The following is a 19129-nucleotide window of genomic DNA, read 5'->3' as shown; positions in this document are numbered from 1 at the left end:
CCCCTATCCCCTACTCCCTACCCCCTACTCCCTATGTCAAGAGTGGATTTGCGTAGCTTTCAGCATATGATAGGTAATTAGTAACTGAGTGATAGCAAGCGGGTTACTTTGAATAGTTTCTCCTGTCGTACCTGCGACTTTGCCCAATTCCGGATTACCTTCGCGATCGCATATATTCTTCAGATGCGGCATATCAAAGCAAAGAATCTGTTCGAGCTTATTCACCTGCTCTAAAGTCGCATGACCATCAACTTCCAAAACATCCACAGGTTTACCCATATCCCTATCCAATCCCAGGCGGATTGCAGATTCCGTGCCATTACCGTAGTTGATAATTTGGGTAAAATCAGGGTGCGGAATAGTAGGACGGAGTACCAGACGGACATTCAAATGCCCATTCCCTGGGTCCAAATCATCATTGGGCGGGTAGAAACTCACCACGATATCAGACCATTGCCTCTGCGGACGAATAAAATCTTCCGAATCTGGTTCGCGTTTTCTGAGTTCTTCAAGAACTTGTTCTTCCGTATATCCTCGCTTCTGAGTGTCTCGCTTCACTTTCCATGCAGCACGCACAGGTTCGGGAGGTGCAAGGTAAACTTTTACATCATAACTGTCACGGGCAATACGAGTGGAATAACCTAACAACCCTTCAATGATGACAAACTTGTTTGGCTTAATATATACAGGGGGTTCAAAAGTTCCCGTTTTGTGACTGTAAACAGGCTTGAGAATTGGCTGCCCGATCCGTAATTGCGACAAGTGCTGCTGCATAATATCTAGATAGTTGCAATCAGGGTGCAATGCAGTAATACCAATCTCAGCACGCTGTTTGCGATCGTATTTATGATAATCATCCGTACAGATAACCGTGACATTCTCAGGACCGAGAACTTGAGCAATCCCCTTAGTCAATGTGGTCTTACCAGCAGCACTATCGCCAACAATACCAAGTATTATAGGACGGCTCATAATTGCCTCTCACCCTTACAGTAAAGTGTATTTTTAAATTGTATGTTAATTTACCGTTTTTTGAGAAATAATGGAATAAATAGAGCATTTCAATTGAGTTAGAACTTACGTATAGCCGCTCTTTAGAAGAGAGGTAGGGAAATCTACAAAGTGTGAGATACCCAAAGTATCCCTAAGATTGCCTAAGTTTTATGAATGTAAGATGCTTGCGTTCGGAAACAGGGTTTTTGTGTGTTGAATTTTTGTATGTTGACCTATATTTAATTTACGATCGCCCATACGTATTAACAAGTTTTTTTGTCACAAAACGTTAACAAAAATATTGAAAAATCAAGTTTTTTCTATTGAATAGACATCTATGTAGAGACGAGCCATGGCTAGTCTTCACAAGGATTCAGGTAACGAGTTATTTATTTTCGGAGATGTTTAATAATTTTTTATTACATAATTTAATAAAAATAGTCATTGGTTATTGAAAATACAAAGACACTTAACAAATAACCAATGACCTACTTAACAAGATTTGCGAGCATAATGACAATCAAAATAATCTAGAGCCTCGCCGGTGGATTCAAAATTCCCATTAGTGTACAGTGGTACGCCCTGCCTGTTAGATTGACGCTTCCATACCTTTAAGTAGTAGCCCTTGCAGACATAGCCTGCGGCATTGTGTAAGTACGATCGCGTATCTTTGCATGAAACAAAAAAGCAAATGCTCCCATATCCAGGGAGCATTATCATTAATCAAACAAAAAGTCGTTAACGCCTAAATGCTGTAATTGATTCCAACGAAGTTCTCAAGGCAGAATTGAACCAACTCCTAAAGTTGCGTTCCCCAACGATTTTTTCATAAATCGCCTCATACCCATCAACCATTTGAGTAACGCTAAATTTACTCTCTACGTGTTCTCGACATTTCTGGCGATCGATCTCCAATGCTTTTGGTATCATCGCCGCCATCTCTTCATAGCTTTGGCAGACAAAACCTGTCTTTCCATTCACAATAACTTCCGGCACAGAACCCATGTTCATCGCAATGACTGGTGTACCTGTTGCCATAGATTCGGCCATCACCAACCCAAAAGGTTCACACCAGGTGATGGGGAACAGAGTCACCGCTGCATTTCCCAAAAGTTCAGCTTTTTGTGCGTGATTAACCTCACCTAAAAATTCGATTTGCTGACCATCAATGTGGGGAGCAATTTCTTCTTCAAAAAACTTCTTGTCTACAACATCCACTTTTCCAGCCATTTTCAAGTGCCAGCCTGTTTGCTTGGCAATATTAATGGCGTGTTGCGGTCCTTTTTCTGGCGAGAAGCGTCCTAAAAATGCCAGATAGGATGGTTCTTGGGGTTGGGCAAAAAAAGGAAACGCAGAGACTTCGATACCGTTGTAAACTGTGCCAACGTAATTTATATTTAACAGACGTTGGGCATCACTAATGCTAATGTATGGTTGCGTGTGGTAACGCCTAAATACTTTGCTGTTGTCACGAGTAAAGATACCATGCAGGGTATGTACTGTTGGTGTTGACACCGTACTAGCCCAAGGCAATGACCAAACTCCTATATGGGAGTGGATAATATCGAATTCAGCAGCGCGTTCGTAAGCTTGGCTTGCGTGTAAAATATCATACATTACGGGTTCTGTGATGCTTGTATCCAAGCGCAATGCATGGGGGCTACCCGCTTCTAAACGAGCTAGAGTTTTGGAGTCGCCTGATGCAAATAACGTGACATCGTGACCTCTACGTACCAACTCATCAGTCAAACGACTCACTACTAGCTCGGTGCCTCCATAGGTAGTAGGCGGAACTTGTTCCCACAAGGGGGCGATTTGTGCAATTTTCATAATGTTTATGGTTCACCAGTTACAGACCCTGCAATTTGGGTCTTTTTCCAAACAAAGATAGAAAATTTTCTAACTTTCTATCGGCATCTGCAACCAACAGTCACCCAACTGGGAATTAAGTACCCAGCTTTGGCGCATCGAACCCAAAAACTCATCTCCACATGAGTGTTGTAGATTTACTTAAATCTATGCTAAATCTGAATTTAGATGAGGACATCTATCTTAAGGAAGTTTTTTTTTGTAAAGTTTTGTTGAAAACCTTGCTAATTCGCGTGAGTTTGTTGTAAGCAAATTTTGGTCTTGTTTAGGATGAGCTGTTGTGGGAACCGATGACACCTTAAGCATTATCGAATTGCTAGAAGAACTGCGAGCAATTGCACAACTTGGATTAAATTATTCAAAAGACATTTACGATCGCGAGCGCTACGAGCGACTTCTTAGTATTGCTTCGGCAAAGTATTCGGCACTATGTTCCCTTCCTAGTTTAGAAATAGAGAACCGATTTCGAGCAGAACTGGGTTACATTACACCAAAAGTGGGAGTGTCAGCAGCAATATTAAACGAACAGGGTCAGTTGTTGTTAGTTCAAAGAACTGATGATAGTACGTGGTGCTTGCCATGCGGCATCTCGATCATCAAGTTGATGCTAAAGCAGCATATCGCTATTGGCACAATCAATCCAGTCAGGGCTAGGACATCTATCTTAAGGAAGTTATTTTGTTAAATTTTATTAAAAAACTTGCTATTTGGCATGAGATTGCGATCGCGAAGCGCAAGCCCCTTTGACAATCAAAGCTTCTACTGCTGATGCTTCTTGTGGTTTGGAGAAAAAGTACCCCTGCCCGTATTTGCATTCGAGTGCTTTAAGTTTTTCCTGTTGCTCTAAAGTTTCTATCCCTTCTGCTATAACGTCCATGCCTAAACTATGAGCTAGTGTAACGATCGCCCGCACAATTTCTGACTTCTCGCTACTGTTAATAAAGGAGCGGTCAATTTTTAAAACACTCACAGGAAAGCGGTGCAAATAACTCAGGGATGAATAGCCAGTCCCAAAGTCGTCCATGTGTAATTCAATACCATTATCTTTCAGTTGCCAAAGCATTGCTGTTGCGCCAATAGTGTTTTCCATCATCACACTTTCGGTAATCTCCAGCTTCAAACTTCGTGGCTCTAAGTGAGTTGATTGTAAAATTTCGTAGATCTCTTCATTGAGATGGGGTTGTGAAAATTGTTTGCAAGAAAGATTAACGTTAATTGTCAAACTGTTGTCCGAGAATTGCTGCTGCCATAAGTGCAGTTGGCGACAAGCTTCTCGAAGTACCCAGTAGCCAATAGGTATCAGCATCCCAGTTTCTTCTGCGACTGAAATAAACTCCGTTGGCAACACCAATCCTCGCTCCGGGTGCTGCCAGCGCAGGAGAGCCTCAAAGCCAATAATTTTGTTAGTTGATAACGAAACAATTGGTTGGTAATGAATCCGAAATTCCTGACGTTCAATAGCACGCCGCAAATCGGTTTCTATCTGCAACAGCTTTTTACTTTCGGTGTACATGGCTGTGTCAAATATTTTGTAACGTGCCGTACCCATAGCCTTGGCACGATACATTGCAATATCAGCATCGCGCAAAAGATTCTCTGGCTGCTGGTATCCTGTTGTACTGAGAGCAATGCCAATGCTTAAAGTGGTAAACACTTCGTATCCATGGATATGGAAAGGCAGTCTCAATTCCTGTTGGAGTCGCTCGGCAAGGTTGATGGCATCGTTAATAGACTTCATATCTTTTAGAAGTATAGCAAACTCATCTCCTCCAAGACGCGCTAATAGATCTCCAGACCTCAGACAGGTTTGAAGTCGCTCGGCGATCGCAACTAGCAATCTATCTCCAATCGTGTGCCCCAGACTATCATTAACAACCTTAAAGCGATCTAAATCTAGAAAAAAGACGGCAAATAAATCCCCACGCTCTTTAGCACGCTCGAGTGTCTGTCCCAATCTGTCCATAAACAAAGTTCGGTTCGGCAGCCCTGTTAATGCGTCATGAAAAGCAAGATGGAGCAATTGCGTTTCTGCCCTTTGGCGCTCGACAACCTCAGCCTCTAATTGGGCATTCTTTACCACCAATTCCTTAGTCTGTCGTTGATTGAGTAATAGGGCAGCAGCAGTAAAGTCTGCCAAGCTTGTCATCACTCGTACATCTTCTAAATTGAAGCGTCGCTCCTCATCATGCGAGACGATCCAGATAGTGCCGAGGGGATGGCGATCGGCAATGAGCGGTAACACTAAGCCTTCAACGAAAGGAGTTTTTGTTGCCTGGAAATAAGTAAAATACCGTTCGGGATAGGAATAAAGCTGGGGTGCGCCGCGATCGAGGCAGGTGCCACAGGGGCTAAAGTTGCGGGGAGTGGTGCCTCCGACGTACTGTTCCAAGATGCCAGCTAACATATCCCAGCGAAAAACTTCTTCACCACTGGGCGTTACGTCAAGCAAGCTGACTCCTGCTGTCCCTGCTTGACATAAGGAGAGCGCTATTTCAACCAGGTTTTTGAGCATTGTTTCTGGCTGATTCACCATCAGCCGTGCCAACGTATGCATCGCCTGATTTTCTAAGAACAAGTTTGGGAGACGAGGCAATCGGCGAGATAGCTCCGCCGTAATCACAACGTCGTCTAAAGTCACTGTTTCTTCTTGAGGTCGTTGCATCGCTGTCAATACCCGTAGAAAAGTTGTTTAAGAGAAATTATGAATAGAAGTTATCATTTGATTTTTTACATATTTCAGCTATTTCAATTGATTTGTTCATTTAATAGTTAATTTCATCAAAAATCTTGTATTTACATGAATTAGCAAAACTTCTATAGCAGTCCTAAATCATTTGTGAGAATTTGAAATTGTTGTGACCCCTCTGTAGTCCCCCCTTAGTAAGAGGGCGTTAGCAGGGGAATGCATTTTTTACAACTCTTACACGAATTGCTACATATATTAAATCAAATTGAACTGAGAAGTTATAAATTTTTACCCATTTTAAAAACATCCAGATATTATGTAGCTTATTATACATCTTTGAGCCGAAACAATTATAAGCAAAAAATTTGAATTTTTTGTGAGGGTAGTTTTTCAATCACCAGATCGGCGACTTCTTAAAGAAGCCAGAGTTCTAACTGGCAATCGCACTTTCACAAAAAAATCAGTACGGAGCGGAAAGTTTGGAAAAAAGCATTGCGCTTAACATCTATTCTCTACCTTAAATTCTAAGATTGTTTCGTAGCTTACTAAGGGACTTCTAGAGAAAAAATGTCCCAAAATTTCTTGTGGTGCGGGCACTCCTCTCCCGCCTTATATAAATAGCAGGCAAGATACAAAGCACCACAATTGGGGATAATTTTTTTCTGAAAAACCCCAAGGTAATTGCTTTGCCTGAGAAAAAGAAAAAGTCTTCACGTTTCGCTTCTACTTGGGCATTCATGATAAAGGAGAAAGGAAAGGCAAAGATGGAAGTAAAACCGCTACTCACACCGATACAACTGGCTGAGATTTTACTTCACAAATCAACCGTTGTTATTGATACCCGCACTTCAGAAGAGTATGCAGTTTCTCACATTCCCGGTGCAGTCAATATTCGCGAAATTTTTACCTATTTAGCTTCTTCCACACCATTCGGTTTATCTAGCTTGCAGTCAAATTTTGCAGATTTATTAGGTGCAGCTGGAATTTCAGGTACGGAACAAATTATCATTTATGAAGATGCCATGAACTCTGGCTACGGGCAGTCTTGCCGGGGTTACTTTTTGCTTAAGTACCTTGGTTGTTCTAACGTTTATATTCTACACGGTGGCTATAAGGCTTGGTTAGCTGCTCAAATGCCAACCACCACAGAAGTTCTCAATCGCGAACGCAAAATTTTCTCCATCAACATAAATTCCTCAATCTTGGTAACCACAGAGCAAATGTTGCAAGCTCTCGACAAACCAGAAATTGTTAAGCTGGATGTCAGAGATTATGATGAGTGGATCGGAAAAAGTTCCTCTCCCTATGGAGTCGATTTTTGTCCCCGTAAAGGTAGGATTCCCGGCGCAATTTGGATTGAGTGGTATCGAATGATGATACCTAATTCTGAAATTCCGATGTTCCGTCCTGTTGAAGAAATCCTAGAAATTTGTAAGTCTGTAGGTATTACGCCAGAGTCAACGGTATACGTTTACTGCTTTAAAGGATCTAGAGCTGCCAATACCCTCATTGCCCTTAAAGAAGCAGGCATCAGAGATGTCAGGAACTATTTTAGCTCTTGGAACGAGTGGTCTCGCGATTTCTCACTGCCTATAGAAACTGGGTGCTCAAATTACTAGTGGTTAGCCACATTGAATTTGATAGGTAGATCCCCGACTCTCGTTCCCAGCCTGAGGCTGGGAATGCAGGTAGCGAGGCTCCGCCTCGCATTCTGTGGTAAAGTAATGGAGGCGGAGCCTCCACTATAGGCATTCCCAGCCGGAGGCTGGGAACGAGGTAGACGAGGTGGGGCGTCCATCTTCACAATTGTATGACTTACTGTATCAATCCCAGATGTAGAAATCCTTATAACCCTGATGGTAGGCTGTTTTGCTGTACCTGTGGTTCGGAATTGCTTTTAGAAGGTCGCTACCGAGTCGTTGAAGTTCTAGAAAAACGACCATATACGGCAGTTTATGAAGTTTTAGAGAAGGGAAGAATTAAAATCCTCAAAGTTCTAGAACAGCCACATAACAAATTGGTGGAGTTATTTGAGAAAGAAGCAAAAGTTTTGCAGTCTATCAATCATCCTGGCATTCCTAAAGGATATAGCTACTTTCAATTCAAAGTCAAAGACAGCACAAGTTTATTCCCTTGCTTTGTGATGGAGAAAATCGAGGGATTAAATCTACAAGATTATCTACAACAGCGAGAAAGCCGTCCTATTCAGGAAGAATTAGCAGTTGAGTGGTTGTTTAAGTTAGTAAATATCTTAGACACGGTTCACGCTCAAAGACTGTTTCATAGAGATATTAAACCATCCAACATTATGTTGAAATCTGATGGAGAACTTGTGCTAATAGACTTTGGTGCAGTTAGAGAAATGACAGATACTTACTCTGAAGCTTTAGCTAAAGAAGAGGTAACAACAATTTCTTCGCAAGGATATACTGCACCAGAACAATGTCAAGGTCAAGCTGTTCCTCAATCAGATTTTTTTGCTTTAGGTCGTACATTTGTTTATCTGCTTACAGGTAAAGAACCTTACGATCTTCCTCCCGATCCTAAAGATAGAGAAAGAAAAATTTGGCGAAATCAAGTACAAATTTCTGAGGCTCTAGGAAATTTTCTTGATGATTTGATGGAACCATTGCCTAAAAACCGCCCACAAAATACAAAAATACTTTTGCAAAGATTAATAGAACTTCAAAAAAGTTATGGGCTTCAGTTGGAAGAACGAGGCGAAATCCACATTGGATATCGGACAACAGAAAATTTTAAAAATGTCTTATCTGAACCAACCCACGTTCAATCTACGTATTATGAAAATAATGGTCACGATACGGCTTCATCTGTTAAGCCTCCAGCCGATCGCAGTCTTAATTTGAATAGTGTTGATACTTCAGTAAACTCCCAACTGAGAGAAAATCATCATGCAGCTATTCATGAAACTCAAAAAAAAATACTAATTAAAAAGTTGTTAACGGGTACAGCCGTATTTGCTGCTATTTTGGTTGGAGGAGTGACTTTATCTTTTGTCAATCGAGTGGATGGATGTTCCAAGAGTACTTTTAGCAAATTCGCAACTGATGACAATATAAGTTGTGGAGAACAAATTATTATTACTCAAAGCATAAATACAGAGAAAGAAGAAGGCGTCAAAGCATTTGCAGCAGGAAGATATGAAGTTGCTATCGGGTTTCTAGAAAAATCATGGAAAAAGAACTCCGATCCTGAAACCTTAATCTACTTAAATAATGCTCGGATTTTTCAACAAGCCTCAAAAAGCTATACGTTTGCTGTTGTGGTTCCCATGACGAACAATAACGATAGTATCAATGTTAGTAAAGAAATGTTGCGGGGAGTTGCTCAAGCTCAAGATGAATTTAATAAAAATCCCAAAACCAATCACAAAATTAAGATTCTCATCGCCACTGACAACAATAACCCTTACCAAGCTAAGAAAATAGCAGAAGCTTTAGTAAAAAAACGAGATGTTCTGGGTGTTGTAGGTCATTTTACGAGCGATACTACTATTAGTGCTGTCGGTATCTACCAACAGCACAATTTACCATTGATCTCTTCCACTGCTACATCAAAAGATTTATCCACTGTGTGTCGCCAATCCCACTGTTATTTTCGCCGAATTGCATACAGTGACAGGGATATCGCGCAAAATTTAGCAAGCTATATGCTCACATACGCTCAGAAACGAAAAGCCGTCGTTTTTTTTAATGCAACAAGCAACTACAGTCTTTCTATGCGAGACACATTGGCAATAAGCTTTACTGCAGGTGGTGGGACAGTTGTTAAAGAGTTGGATTTATCAGCACCAAACTTTAATCCAAGTCAAGCTATCAGTGAAGTCCAAGCAACAAATGCTGATGTACTTGTTATACTCCCCAATAATGATGGTCTTATTTCTGAGACTGTGTTTCGCTTGATTCGTGCCAATCGGCTACGCTACCCTATTGTGGGTGGAGATAGTCTTTTCATGCCGAATATTCTAGAAGGTGCTGGTAATAATGTAGAGGGAATGGTGGTGGGGATACCTTGGCATCACTTGAGCAGCCCCAACCGAGAATATACACAAGCCGCCATTAAACTATGGGGGGAAACAGTTAATTGGCGTACAGCATTATCTTATGATGCAACTCGCGTGTTTGTAGCTGCTACTCAAAAGCTTTCCTTTGTGAGTCGCGAGAATTTGGAACAGACAATGGCAGATCCGAACTTTGCAGTAAAAGGTGCTACGGGAGAAATTTCTTTTCTCGATAATGGCGATCGCAAACAACTCAACATTCAACAATTAGTCACAGTCAAACCTCATCCCAGTACGGGACAATTACAATTTGTGCCTCTCAAGTAATACCATGCGTGGATTTTAGATTTTAGATTTTGGATTGAGAAAGCTATGTCTAACTATCTCTCCCATGCTTCGTTCAAATTGGTATAAACTTTGTTCAGTGTAAAATTTTTACGATCCTCCCTTCAACAGTTTCTGTAAAGTTTCTGGTAATTTGGTAACTTCTTGTAACAGGTCTTCAGGACTAAACCCAAAAACCGCCAAGATAACAACAATGATAAAGAGAGCGATCGCAGTACTAATAACTGTTTTAAATACACTGAATAACGCCCTGAAAACTAACGAAGCTACAACTAATGCAGCAACCAGAATAATTATAGATGACATATTTTTCCTTTAGCCTCGCTCCTCCACGATATTTCTACAGAAATAGCATCATTGTATCCGATGTGAATGTAGAATCTTAAGAAAAATTTTATCTAGAAAATGAATTGAGTGATAGTTTTGCTTAGCACACATTTGTTAACCTTTACAAAGAATGTTTTTGCTATGTATGTAAAAGTGTAACAAAGCAACTAATGTTAAATAAAACTGATTGCAGTAATAAGTCTAGCACCAAAATTTTGGATGCAACTTTGCGCGAAGGCGAACAACAAGCAGGAGTTCGTTTTAGCAGTCAAGATAAAATTAAAATTCTTCATCTTTTAGAAGAATTTCACATTGACTGTGTGGAAGTAGGTCATCCAGGAATTTCAGCAGAAGATGAACAGATTTGTTTGGAAGTCGCTCAAGCAGCGCGTTCTACACAAATCTTAATGCACGCTAGAGCAAACGTTGAAGAAATACAAGCAGCTAAACGAGCCAAAGCTGATTGGGTGGGAATTTGGGCTTCAGTGAATCATTTAGCAACTGAAACGAAATTTGTTAACCGCAACAAAGAATATATTAGCCAGAAAATACAAGTTGCGATCGCAGAAGCAAAAAAATTAGATTTAAAAGTACGTTTTACAATTGAAGATGCCTCTCGAACAGTTTGGGATGATATTAAGTGGATAACCGAGATAGCCCTGATAGCAGGGGCAAAACGTATAAGTTTAGCTGATACAGTTGGTATTTTAGAACCTTCGACTTGTGATGCACTTGTATCGAAATTTGTCAACACTTTTAGTTGCGAACTTGAAATGCATTTACACAATGACTTTGGTTTAGCAGTCGCGAATGCACTTGTAGCTATTGATGCTGGAGCCTCCGTTGTAGATACATCTATTTTAGGAATTGGGGAAAGAACGGGTATCACAGATTTACTTCAACTAGCCGTTATTCTTCATCAAAAGAGAGGAGAAAACCGCTTTCCCCTAGAACAAATTCCTAAATTAGCCTGCGCCGTACAACTAGTAACCGGCTACCAACCAGACGAACTCAGACCAGTGGTTGGGAAAAACGCCTTTACTCACACCTCAAAGTACCACGTGCAAGCTGTAGAGCGTAACCCCAATTCTTATGAAGCGTATCCACCCGAATTAGTTGGTCGAGTCCGAAGAATAGAAAAGCAACGTCCACCAGTTCAAATAGGCATACAGTTATAGACGCACTTTCGCTTGGTGCGCTGTTGAGACAGTTAACAGTAGATCCAATCGCAATCCTAAAAAATCTTCTGCTCCAAACGTTCAAAATCTCGCTGCACCTCAATCCACAAAGTTTTGTTATTGGGATCGGTCTTTAGAGCTTTTTTAAGATAAATCCTCGCTTTCAAGGGCTGGTTGTCTGCAATGAGCGATCGCCCCCAAAGTTGATATGAAATAGCCTGCCATTGACGCACTTCCGCATCATCTGGGAGACGCTGTGCCAATGCTTCTGCCAAGGCAGTTGCTTGCGGGAAGCGCTTTTGCTTTAAGAACTGTTGCAATTGCTCGTAAGTACGCCACTTCAACCGCCTTTCTATGTCCACAACATTAGGCGGTTTTGGTTTTGGTTTTTCCTTCTTTGGAGATTCCGGGCGCGGAGAAGTTTCCTGACGTTCAACTGTTTGTGACTGAGTTCCTTGTCGAAATGTGTTTTCTTGGGGAACCACCTGCAACAGTAGTTTGTACGCCTCGGTTACGGCAATAAACTTTTCTTTTGCTTTTTTGTCATCTGGGTTGATATCAGGATGATACTGTTGCGCCAGACGACGATATGACAATTTAATGTCGGAAAACGAGGCTCCCGACCTGAGACCTAATAAACGGTAGCAATCTCCTAGATCCATCTGAGCTATCAGCGTGAGACGAATATCAGCTATTAGCTTAAAGCCTAAGCGTGAAGTTTTTATGATGATAATGACTTAATTTGTGGTTTAAAGTCCATAATTTACATTTTTTTAGGGGGTAGGGAGTAGGGGGTAGGGAGTAGGGAGTAGGGAGTAGGGATTGGATATCAGCTATTCTCCCTTGTCCCCCTTGTCCCCCTTGTCTCCCTTGTCTCCCTTGTCTCCCTTGTCCCTACCCCCTACCCCCTATTCCCTTTTCTACCTTTCTTCAATCACGCGGTCAATCAAACCGTACTCCTTCGCCTCTTGAGCTGACATCCAGTAGTCACGGTCAGTATCTTTTTGAATTTTCTCTATAGGTTGACCCGTGCGAGCTGCTAACATTTCATTGAGTTGCTGCCGCATTCTTAAAATTTGCTTAGCTTCAATTTCAATATCAGTAGCTTGACCCTGAGCACCACCAAGAGGTTGGTGAATGAGAATTCGAGTATTGGGCAAAGCCAAACGTTTGCCCTTTGTTCCTGCTGCAAGGAGGAACGATCCCATGGAAGCCGCCATCCCTACGCAAATAGTGACAACATTTGCTTTGATATGCTGCATTGTGTCATAGATAGCAAGCCCTGCTGTCACTGAACCACCAGGGGAGTTGATGTAAATACTGATATCCTTAGTTGGATCGTCAGAATCCATGTAAAGCAGTCTGGCAATGATGGCATTAGCCATACCATCGGTGACTTCTCCACTTAGGAAAATGATTCGTTCCAAAGCAAGGCGTTCGTAAATATTAATCCACTGGGTATAAGGTTCCCCAGGAAAACGGTAAGGGACTCTAGGAACACCAATCGGCATAATAGTTCAAAATTCTTGTATTCAAAGTTTAAGCTTGAGAAAACACTGCGTTAAGCCAAGGGCTTAACGGCTAAGCCGTATCGCGACTTACTTACCTGTTAAGATTGAGCAGGAAGGGCAGCCGCCACAACTAGAGGCAGTTCTTTTGTACTTTCTAATACCCGGTCAATCAAGCCATATTCTTTAGCTTCTTGAGGTGTCATATAGTACATACGATCCATATCTTTAGAAATTTTCTCTGGAGGTTGTCCCGTATTCCGAGAGAGAATTGACAGGATCATTTGCTTGTTAGTAAGCACCTCTTGTGCTTGAATTTGAATGTCTGTTGCTTGACCGTAACCCGTGCGGCGTTTTGCCTGGTGCAACACAATTGACGCATTGGGGAGACTTGCACGGTAACCTTTCGTTCCTGCAGATAGGATCATAGCTGCCGTACCCATTGCCTGACCAATACAAATGGTGTGGACTGGTGGCTTAATGTAGTTCAGGGTATCGCAAATAGCAAATGCTTCTGTTTCAGCGCCAATGGCATCCCCAGTGTACCAAGAAGTACCCGTAGAGTTGATGTAAATGTAGATTGGCTTTTCCGGATCGTCGTACTGTAGGTAGAGAAGCTGAGCAATGATCAGTTCCGTTACGTCTACTCCCAGTTGCTGTTTATACTCATCCGGTGAAACCAAAGGCAGTCCCAAGTAAATGATTCGTTCCTTCAGCATCAGAGAAGGCAAATCGGGTGGCGGAGATCGGTAGAAGCTATCGCCATAATATGGGGCTTGAACAGCCTTGATGGGGGAGGTTTCCATAGCAACTGTTGCTCAATTAATTCCGTTAACTGTACTACATCCTAACGCGATGCAAGCTCTATTGGGGGTGTGGATTTCTCTCTACAATAACCACCTGACCAGTGACCAGTGACCAGTGAGCAATAAAAGCGCTCATTAAACTTCTTGTCACAAAGATTTTCCGAAGAACAGAAATGGCGGTTTGAAGTTATCTATAAATAAGTATAGCCCGTGTGAATACTTTGGGGGATTATGAAGGTTAGCTTGCAGCCAGCTCTCAATGATGGCAATTTAGATGCAAATCAATCTAACAGTCAACGTCAGTTGGCAATTTCCATTTCTGCAAAGCCGGAAATGATGGATCGTAACGTCCCTCTCAATCTGTGCCTTATTCTTGACCATAGCGGTTCTATGAGTGGACGACCACTGGAAATTGTCAAAAAAGCAGCAATCCGCTTGGTTGACAGACTTAGCCCAGGCGATCGCCTCAGTGTTGTTGTTTTCGATCACCGCGCCAAAGTCCTGGTTCCCAATCAATTGCTGGAAAATCCAGAACGCATTAAGCAACAAATTAACCGTCTTGCAGCTGATGGCGGAACTGCAATTGATGAGGGATTGCGTTTGGGTATAGAGGAACTGGCAAAAGGAAAAAAAGAAACTATTTCCCAAGCCTTCTTGTTGACTGACGGTGAAAACGAACACGGTGATAACAACCGTTGTTTAAAATTTGCCCAATTGGCTGCAGGCTATAGTTTAACTTTAAATACCTTAGGATTCGGTGACAATTGGAACCAAGATGTTCTGGAAAAAATTGCTGATGCTGGTGGTGGAACTTTATCTTATGTTCAGCAACCAGAACAGGTAGTAGATGAGTTTGGTCGTTTGTTTACCCGCATTCAAACTGTGGGATTGACCAATGCTTACTTGCTTTTCTCACTTATACCCAATGTGCGTCTAGCAGAACTCAAACCTGTCGCCCAAGTCGCCCCAGACACAATTGAATTGCCAGTACAACTGGAAGTTGATGGACGCTTCTCCGTTCGTTTGGGCGATTTAATGAAAGATGCAGAACGTGTTGTGCTAGCAAATATTTATTTGGGACAATTACCAGAAGGTAGGCAAACCATCGCCAAAGTACAGGTTCGCTACGACGATCCAGCCCAAGACAAGACAGGATTACTCTCAGAAACAATTCCTGTTGAGGCAAATGTTGTTCGTTCCTACCAACCTGTTGCAGATACTCAGGTGCAGCAACATATTTTGGCACTCGCGAAGTATCGACAAACACAACTTGCAGAGGCAAAATTGCAACAGGGCGATCGCGCTGGTGCTGCTACAATGTTGCAAACCGCCGCTAAAACTGCTCTGCAAATGGGAGATACTGGCGCGGCGACTGTCTTGCAAACCTCTGCCACTCGCCTGCAAGCAGGAGAAGAGTTATCCGAGAGCGATCGTAAGAAAACCCGGATTGTTTCTAAGACTGTATTGCAAGATTCTTAGTTTGTAGGTGGGGGAATTTGCCGCTTAAAATCCTTGAAACTTGTCGTAACCTCGTTCCCAGGCTCCGCCTGGGAATGCCTTAAGAGGAGGCTCCGCCTCCAGAAAATCCCTCTTCCCTAAACCCAACCCAAAACATTATGAAAACAACTGGAATTCATCATGTAGCGATTATCTGTTCGGATTACGAGCGATCGAAAAAGTTTTATGTAGAAGTTTTAGGTTTTTCCATTATTAAAGAAACCTTTCGCGCGCATCGAAATTCTTATAAATTAGATTTACGAGTCGGGCAAAACCACCAAATAGAGCTATTTTCTTTTCCATCTCCTCCAAAAAGAGCCAGCACACCTGAAGCTTGTGGTTTAAGACATTTAGCCTTTCAAGTAGATAATATTGAAAAAACTGTTAGCGATTTAAACTCCCAAGGAATAGAAGTAGAAGATATCAGAATTGATGAAATAACAGGCAAAAAATTTACTTTTTTCAAAGATCCAGATGATTTACCCTTGGAAATTTACGAAACTTAGTATTATTAAAGGATGAAGTATGAACGATAAAAAATATTTTTATACTTGATTCTTAATATCAACATTAGATGATTTTTGAAAAAACATGATTGATGTATTAAATATTTTTACCCCACCTAACCCTCCCGATGGATTGGGGAGGGAACTGAACTTCAATTTCTCCCAATCCATCGGGAGGGAAATGGAATTTCAATTCCCCCTTTTCCAAGGGGGATTAAGGGGGTAACAAGCGATAAAATCACAGTCAAAATTAATTATACATATGTAAATCTTAATTCGTTCGTAGTTGCGCTTAAGCGCATGCATTGTAACACAACATAGTAAATGTTTAAGCGAGCATGATATCGCATAGTTTTTTGAAATGCTTATTTATGAAAAAAAGGGAAAAAATCAAAAGAAAAATTAAGTCTGCTGTACTAGTATTCTGGGATAGGAACAGAAGAAAAGAGCCAGAAAAAAAAAAAAGTTGTTAGTTTGTTGCGCGTAAAGTTATTGTATAGAAACAGAGAAACTGACTAACGATTCATACAAAATCGCACGGATACAGAAACAAGTTATTCCTTATATTACAATTGCTCAAACAGATGGAGTAAAAGAACAAGCACGAGGAGACAGAGTAGGGTGAGCAACCCTAGCTCTAACCTCTCACCCCTAACGCTGCCGAGCCAAAGACGAAACACGCTTTGACCTTGGGTTAGCAGTAAAGCAGGGGCAATTTTGTGAGCCAATGAAATCCGCCATACGCTATGTTCAGTCATTTTGAGAATTGTAGTTTTCTACGAACAATGTAGCGCACAGCAGGCTAACTATGCTCAGTGATGCATGCGAAGACGCGCAACTACAAACCAGAAAAGATAACTATCTATGATTTAAGCAAAATCAGAGGAAGTCTAACGCTGTGCGTCTAGTTCTTATATTGAGAAATTCTGCTGAATTTTCTTCATAGGAATTAGCGATCGCCTTAATATTTGCGCCCTGGTGAGAATTGGCTTCTAAAACGATAGGTCCTTTATCTAAAGTTAATAAAATATCAAAACCGACTTCTGCAAAGTACCAAATTTTTCATGAATTTTGTAGGACATTTCAGACAAATATCTGTTATCTAACAATTTCTGAATCTATACTCTTCCATAGTTTTTTGATAAATTCTCTTAATTCATAAATAGATATACTTTGCCATCACCGTTTATATTTGTTATCCAAATTTTGCTACCAATCTTACTCCATGCCTGTCACTTGATAATTTGCATTTCCGGAGTTTTGAACATCGCTCTTACGTCAAAATGTGAATTATTACTTCACCACTTTTGCTTTTGCTGAAGTAAATAAGAGCTTGCTTGAATTCTGTTTTCAGGGTTTCTAAAAGTATTTGGTTAACTGGCGTACAGCTTTCTGTTATCAAGTATAAGGATTCTCGATTGTATTGGCTCTGCTAACGATACAATATTCTTCCTCCATGACCCCTAATCGGCTTATATATATACATTTACTGTAGTTTAAAAAACTATCTACCACTTCTTCTGAAGCATCTTTTATAAGAACAGACTGAATTGTAGGAATATTATTTTCAATTAAAAAATTATAAAAGAACATTTTGTTTGTAATAAAATAACTATCTCAAAAGGATTAATAAATAAAAATATTTGTCTTAAAAAGCACTGAAAACTCACGATAATTTTTCTTGTAGTATGAGTGCTAACAGAGAACATGGCATGTTCTCTTTAGAACCAAACCGTCACAAAAAATTATCCGTTAATTTCAGTGCTTTTAAGACAAATATTTTATTTATTAAATCCTTTGAGATAGTTATTTTATTACAAACAAAATGTTCTTTTATAATTTTTTAATTGAAAAATATTCCACATTCAGTCTGTTCTTATAAAAGATGCTTCAGAAGAAGTGGTAGATAGTTTTTTAAACTACAGTAACTGTATATATATAAAGCCGATTAGGGGTCATGGAGGAAAGAATATTGCTATCGTTAAGCAGAGCCAATACAATCGAGAATCCTTATACTTGATAACAGAAAGCTGTACGCCAGTTAAACGCAAATACTTATTAGAAACCCTGAAAACAGAATTCAAGCCAAGCTCTTATTTACTTCAGCCAAAAGCAAAAGTGGTTGAAGTAAATAATTCACATTTTGACGTAAGAGCGATTGTTCAAAACTCCGGAAATGCAAATTATCAAGTGACAGGCATGGGAGTAAGAATTGGTAGCAAAAATTCTTGGATAACAAATATAAACGGTGATGGCAAAGCTATATCTATTTATGAATTAAGAGAATTTTATCAAAAAAACTATGGGAAGAGTATAGATTCAGAAATTGTTAGGATAACAGATATTTGTCTGAAATGTTCCTACAAAATTCATGAAAAATTTGGTGACTTTGCAGAAGTCGGTTTTGATATTTTATTAACTTTAGATAAAGGACCTATCGTTTTAGAAGCCAATTCTCAACCAGGGCGCAAGATATTTAAGGCGATCGCTAATTCCTATGAAGAAAATTCAGCAGAATTTCTCAGATATAAAGAACTTAGACGCACAAGCGTTAGACTTCCTCTGATTTTTGCTTTAAATCATAGATAGTTATCTTTTCTGGTTTGTAGTTGCGCTGTCTTCGCATGCATCACTAGAGCATAGTTAGCCTGCTGTGCGCTACATTGTTTCGGTAGAAGAACTACAATTCTCAAAATGACTGAACATAGCGTATGGCGGATTTCATTGGCTCACAAAATTGCCCCTGCTTTCACTGCTAACCCCAAGGTCAAAGCGTGTTTCGTCTTTGGCTCGGCAGCGTTAGGGGTGAGAGGTTAGAGGCTAGGGTTGCTCACCCTACTCTGTCTCCTCGTGCTTTGTTCTTTTTAACTCCATCTGTTTGAGCAATTGTAAATATAAGGAATAACTTGTTTCTGTATCCGTGCGATTCTTGTATGAATCCGTTAGTCGAGTTTCCTCTGTTTCTATACCAATAACTTTACGCGCAACAAACTTAACAACTTTTTTTCTTTTTCTGGCTTGCTTTTCTTCTGTTCCTATGCCCAGAATACTACGTACAGCAGACTTAATTTTTCTTTTGATTTTTTCCCTTTTTTTCATAAATAAGTCATTTCAAAAAACTATGCGATATCATGCTCGCTTAAACAGTTATACTATGTTTGTAGTTACAATGCATGCGCTTAAGCGCAACTACGAACGAATTAAGAATTTTACATATGTATAATTAAATTTTGACTGTGATTTTTATCGCATTGTTACCCCCCTTAATCCCCCCTTGGAAAAGGGGGAAATTGAAATTCCATTTCCCTCCCCGATGGATTGGGGAGAAATTGAAGTTCCAGTTCCCTCCCCAATCCATCGGGGAGGGTTAGGGTGGGGTAAAAAATATTTAAT

Annotated in this window: 17 protein-coding genes; 8 read left to right on the top strand and 9 right to left on the bottom strand. The window is 40.6% G+C overall.

The annotated features are described in order from the left end of the window. Positions 1–36: 36 nt before the first annotated feature. Entirely contained in the window at positions 37–972 is a 936-nt protein-coding gene (locus F7734_RS54230; protein ID WP_155752508.1) for a phosphoribulokinase, read from the bottom strand. A 759-nt stretch (positions 973–1731) separates the two neighbouring features. Next, positions 1732–2823: a glycosyltransferase family 4 protein gene (locus tag F7734_RS54225; protein ID WP_155752507.1), complete on the bottom strand. Its 1092-nt coding sequence runs from the start codon at positions 2821–2823 to the stop codon at positions 1732–1734. Between the two features lie 319 nt (positions 2824–3142). On the opposite strand from F7734_RS54225, the gene F7734_RS54220 reads away from it, so the two are divergent. Further along, positions 3143–3547 carry an NUDIX hydrolase N-terminal domain-containing protein gene (locus F7734_RS54220; RefSeq protein ID WP_155752506.1) on the top strand — a complete coding sequence of 135 codons (405 nt, stop codon included), beginning with the start codon at positions 3143–3145 and terminating at the stop codon, positions 3545–3547. An 18-nt stretch (positions 3548–3565) separates the two neighbouring features. On the opposite strand, the gene F7734_RS54215 is transcribed toward F7734_RS54220, so the two are convergent. Next, complete coding sequence (locus F7734_RS54215) at positions 3566–5524, bottom strand: EAL domain-containing protein (protein ID WP_155752505.1); 1959 nt, start codon at positions 5522–5524, stop codon at positions 3566–3568. Between the two features lie 788 nt (positions 5525–6312). Between F7734_RS54215 and F7734_RS54210 the strand changes: the two genes are divergently transcribed. Further along, positions 6313–7167, top strand: a complete 855-nt coding sequence (locus F7734_RS54210) for a sulfurtransferase (RefSeq protein ID WP_155752504.1) — start codon at positions 6313–6315, stop codon at positions 7165–7167. A 191-nt stretch (positions 7168–7358) separates the two neighbouring features. Further along, positions 7359–9896 carry a bifunctional serine/threonine-protein kinase/ABC transporter substrate-binding protein gene (locus tag F7734_RS54205; RefSeq protein WP_155752503.1) on the top strand — a complete coding sequence of 846 codons (2538 nt, stop codon included), beginning with the start codon at positions 7359–7361 and terminating at the stop codon, positions 9894–9896. A 108-nt stretch (positions 9897–10004) separates the two neighbouring features. Here the strand turns inward: F7734_RS54205 and F7734_RS54200 are convergent, their stop codons facing one another. Continuing rightward, the gene (locus F7734_RS54200; RefSeq protein ID WP_155752502.1) at positions 10005–10220 is read right to left on the bottom strand and encodes a hypothetical protein; all 216 of its coding nucleotides are present in this window, start codon (positions 10218–10220) and stop codon (positions 10005–10007) included. Between the two features lie 191 nt (positions 10221–10411). Between F7734_RS54200 and F7734_RS54195 the strand changes: the two genes are divergently transcribed. Further along, positions 10412–11419: a LeuA family protein gene (locus F7734_RS54195; RefSeq protein WP_155752501.1), complete on the top strand. Its 1008-nt coding sequence runs from the start codon at positions 10412–10414 to the stop codon at positions 11417–11419. Between the two features lie 56 nt (positions 11420–11475). Here the strand turns inward: F7734_RS54195 and F7734_RS54190 are convergent, their stop codons facing one another. The 3 genes from F7734_RS54190 to F7734_RS54180 all read right to left on the bottom strand — a co-directional run bounded on the left by F7734_RS54190 (position 11476) and on the right by F7734_RS54180 (position 13733). Beyond that, on the bottom strand, positions 11476–12081 hold the full coding sequence (locus F7734_RS54190; protein ID WP_155752500.1) for a J domain-containing protein: 606 nt from the start codon (positions 12079–12081) through the stop codon (positions 11476–11478). Between the two features lie 258 nt (positions 12082–12339). After that, positions 12340–12930 carry an ATP-dependent Clp protease proteolytic subunit gene (locus F7734_RS54185; RefSeq protein WP_038083225.1) on the bottom strand — a complete coding sequence of 197 codons (591 nt, stop codon included), beginning with the start codon at positions 12928–12930 and terminating at the stop codon, positions 12340–12342. A gap of 98 nt (positions 12931–13028) precedes the next feature. Further along, positions 13029–13733, bottom strand: coding sequence for an ATP-dependent Clp protease proteolytic subunit (locus F7734_RS54180; RefSeq protein WP_155752499.1), 705 nt, complete (start codon positions 13731–13733; stop codon positions 13029–13031). A 231-nt stretch (positions 13734–13964) separates the two neighbouring features. On the opposite strand from F7734_RS54180, the gene F7734_RS54175 reads away from it, so the two are divergent. Further along, positions 13965–15212, top strand: a complete 1248-nt coding sequence (locus F7734_RS54175) for a VWA domain-containing protein (RefSeq protein WP_155752498.1) — start codon at positions 13965–13967, stop codon at positions 15210–15212. A gap of 137 nt (positions 15213–15349) precedes the next feature. After that, positions 15350–15736: a VOC family protein gene (locus F7734_RS54170; RefSeq protein WP_155752497.1), complete on the top strand. Its 387-nt coding sequence runs from the start codon at positions 15350–15352 to the stop codon at positions 15734–15736. A 566-nt stretch (positions 15737–16302) separates the two neighbouring features. Here F7734_RS54170 and F7734_RS54165 read toward each other — a convergent pair. Next, on the bottom strand, positions 16303–16494 hold the full coding sequence (locus tag F7734_RS54165) for a hypothetical protein (RefSeq protein WP_155752496.1): 192 nt from the start codon (positions 16492–16494) through the stop codon (positions 16303–16305). Between the two features lie 1141 nt (positions 16495–17635). On the opposite strand from F7734_RS54165, the gene F7734_RS54160 reads away from it, so the two are divergent. Then, positions 17636–18325 (top strand): YheC/YheD family protein, encoded by a 690-nt coding sequence (locus tag F7734_RS54160; RefSeq protein WP_155752495.1) that lies wholly within the window; start codon positions 17636–17638, stop codon positions 18323–18325. A gap of 105 nt (positions 18326–18430) precedes the next feature. Beyond that, complete coding sequence (locus F7734_RS65865) at positions 18431–18553, top strand: hypothetical protein (RefSeq protein ID WP_279239883.1); 123 nt, start codon at positions 18431–18433, stop codon at positions 18551–18553. A gap of 18 nt (positions 18554–18571) precedes the next feature. Here the strand turns inward: F7734_RS65865 and F7734_RS54155 are convergent, their stop codons facing one another. Beyond that, complete coding sequence (locus F7734_RS54155) at positions 18572–18835, bottom strand: hypothetical protein (protein ID WP_155752494.1); 264 nt, start codon at positions 18833–18835, stop codon at positions 18572–18574. Between the last annotated feature and the right edge of the window lie 294 nt (positions 18836–19129).

This window comes from Scytonema sp. UIC 10036, assembly GCF_009725235.1.
The sequence above is the reverse complement of the archived record's forward strand: the minus strand, read 5'-3'. Positions and strand labels throughout refer to the sequence as shown.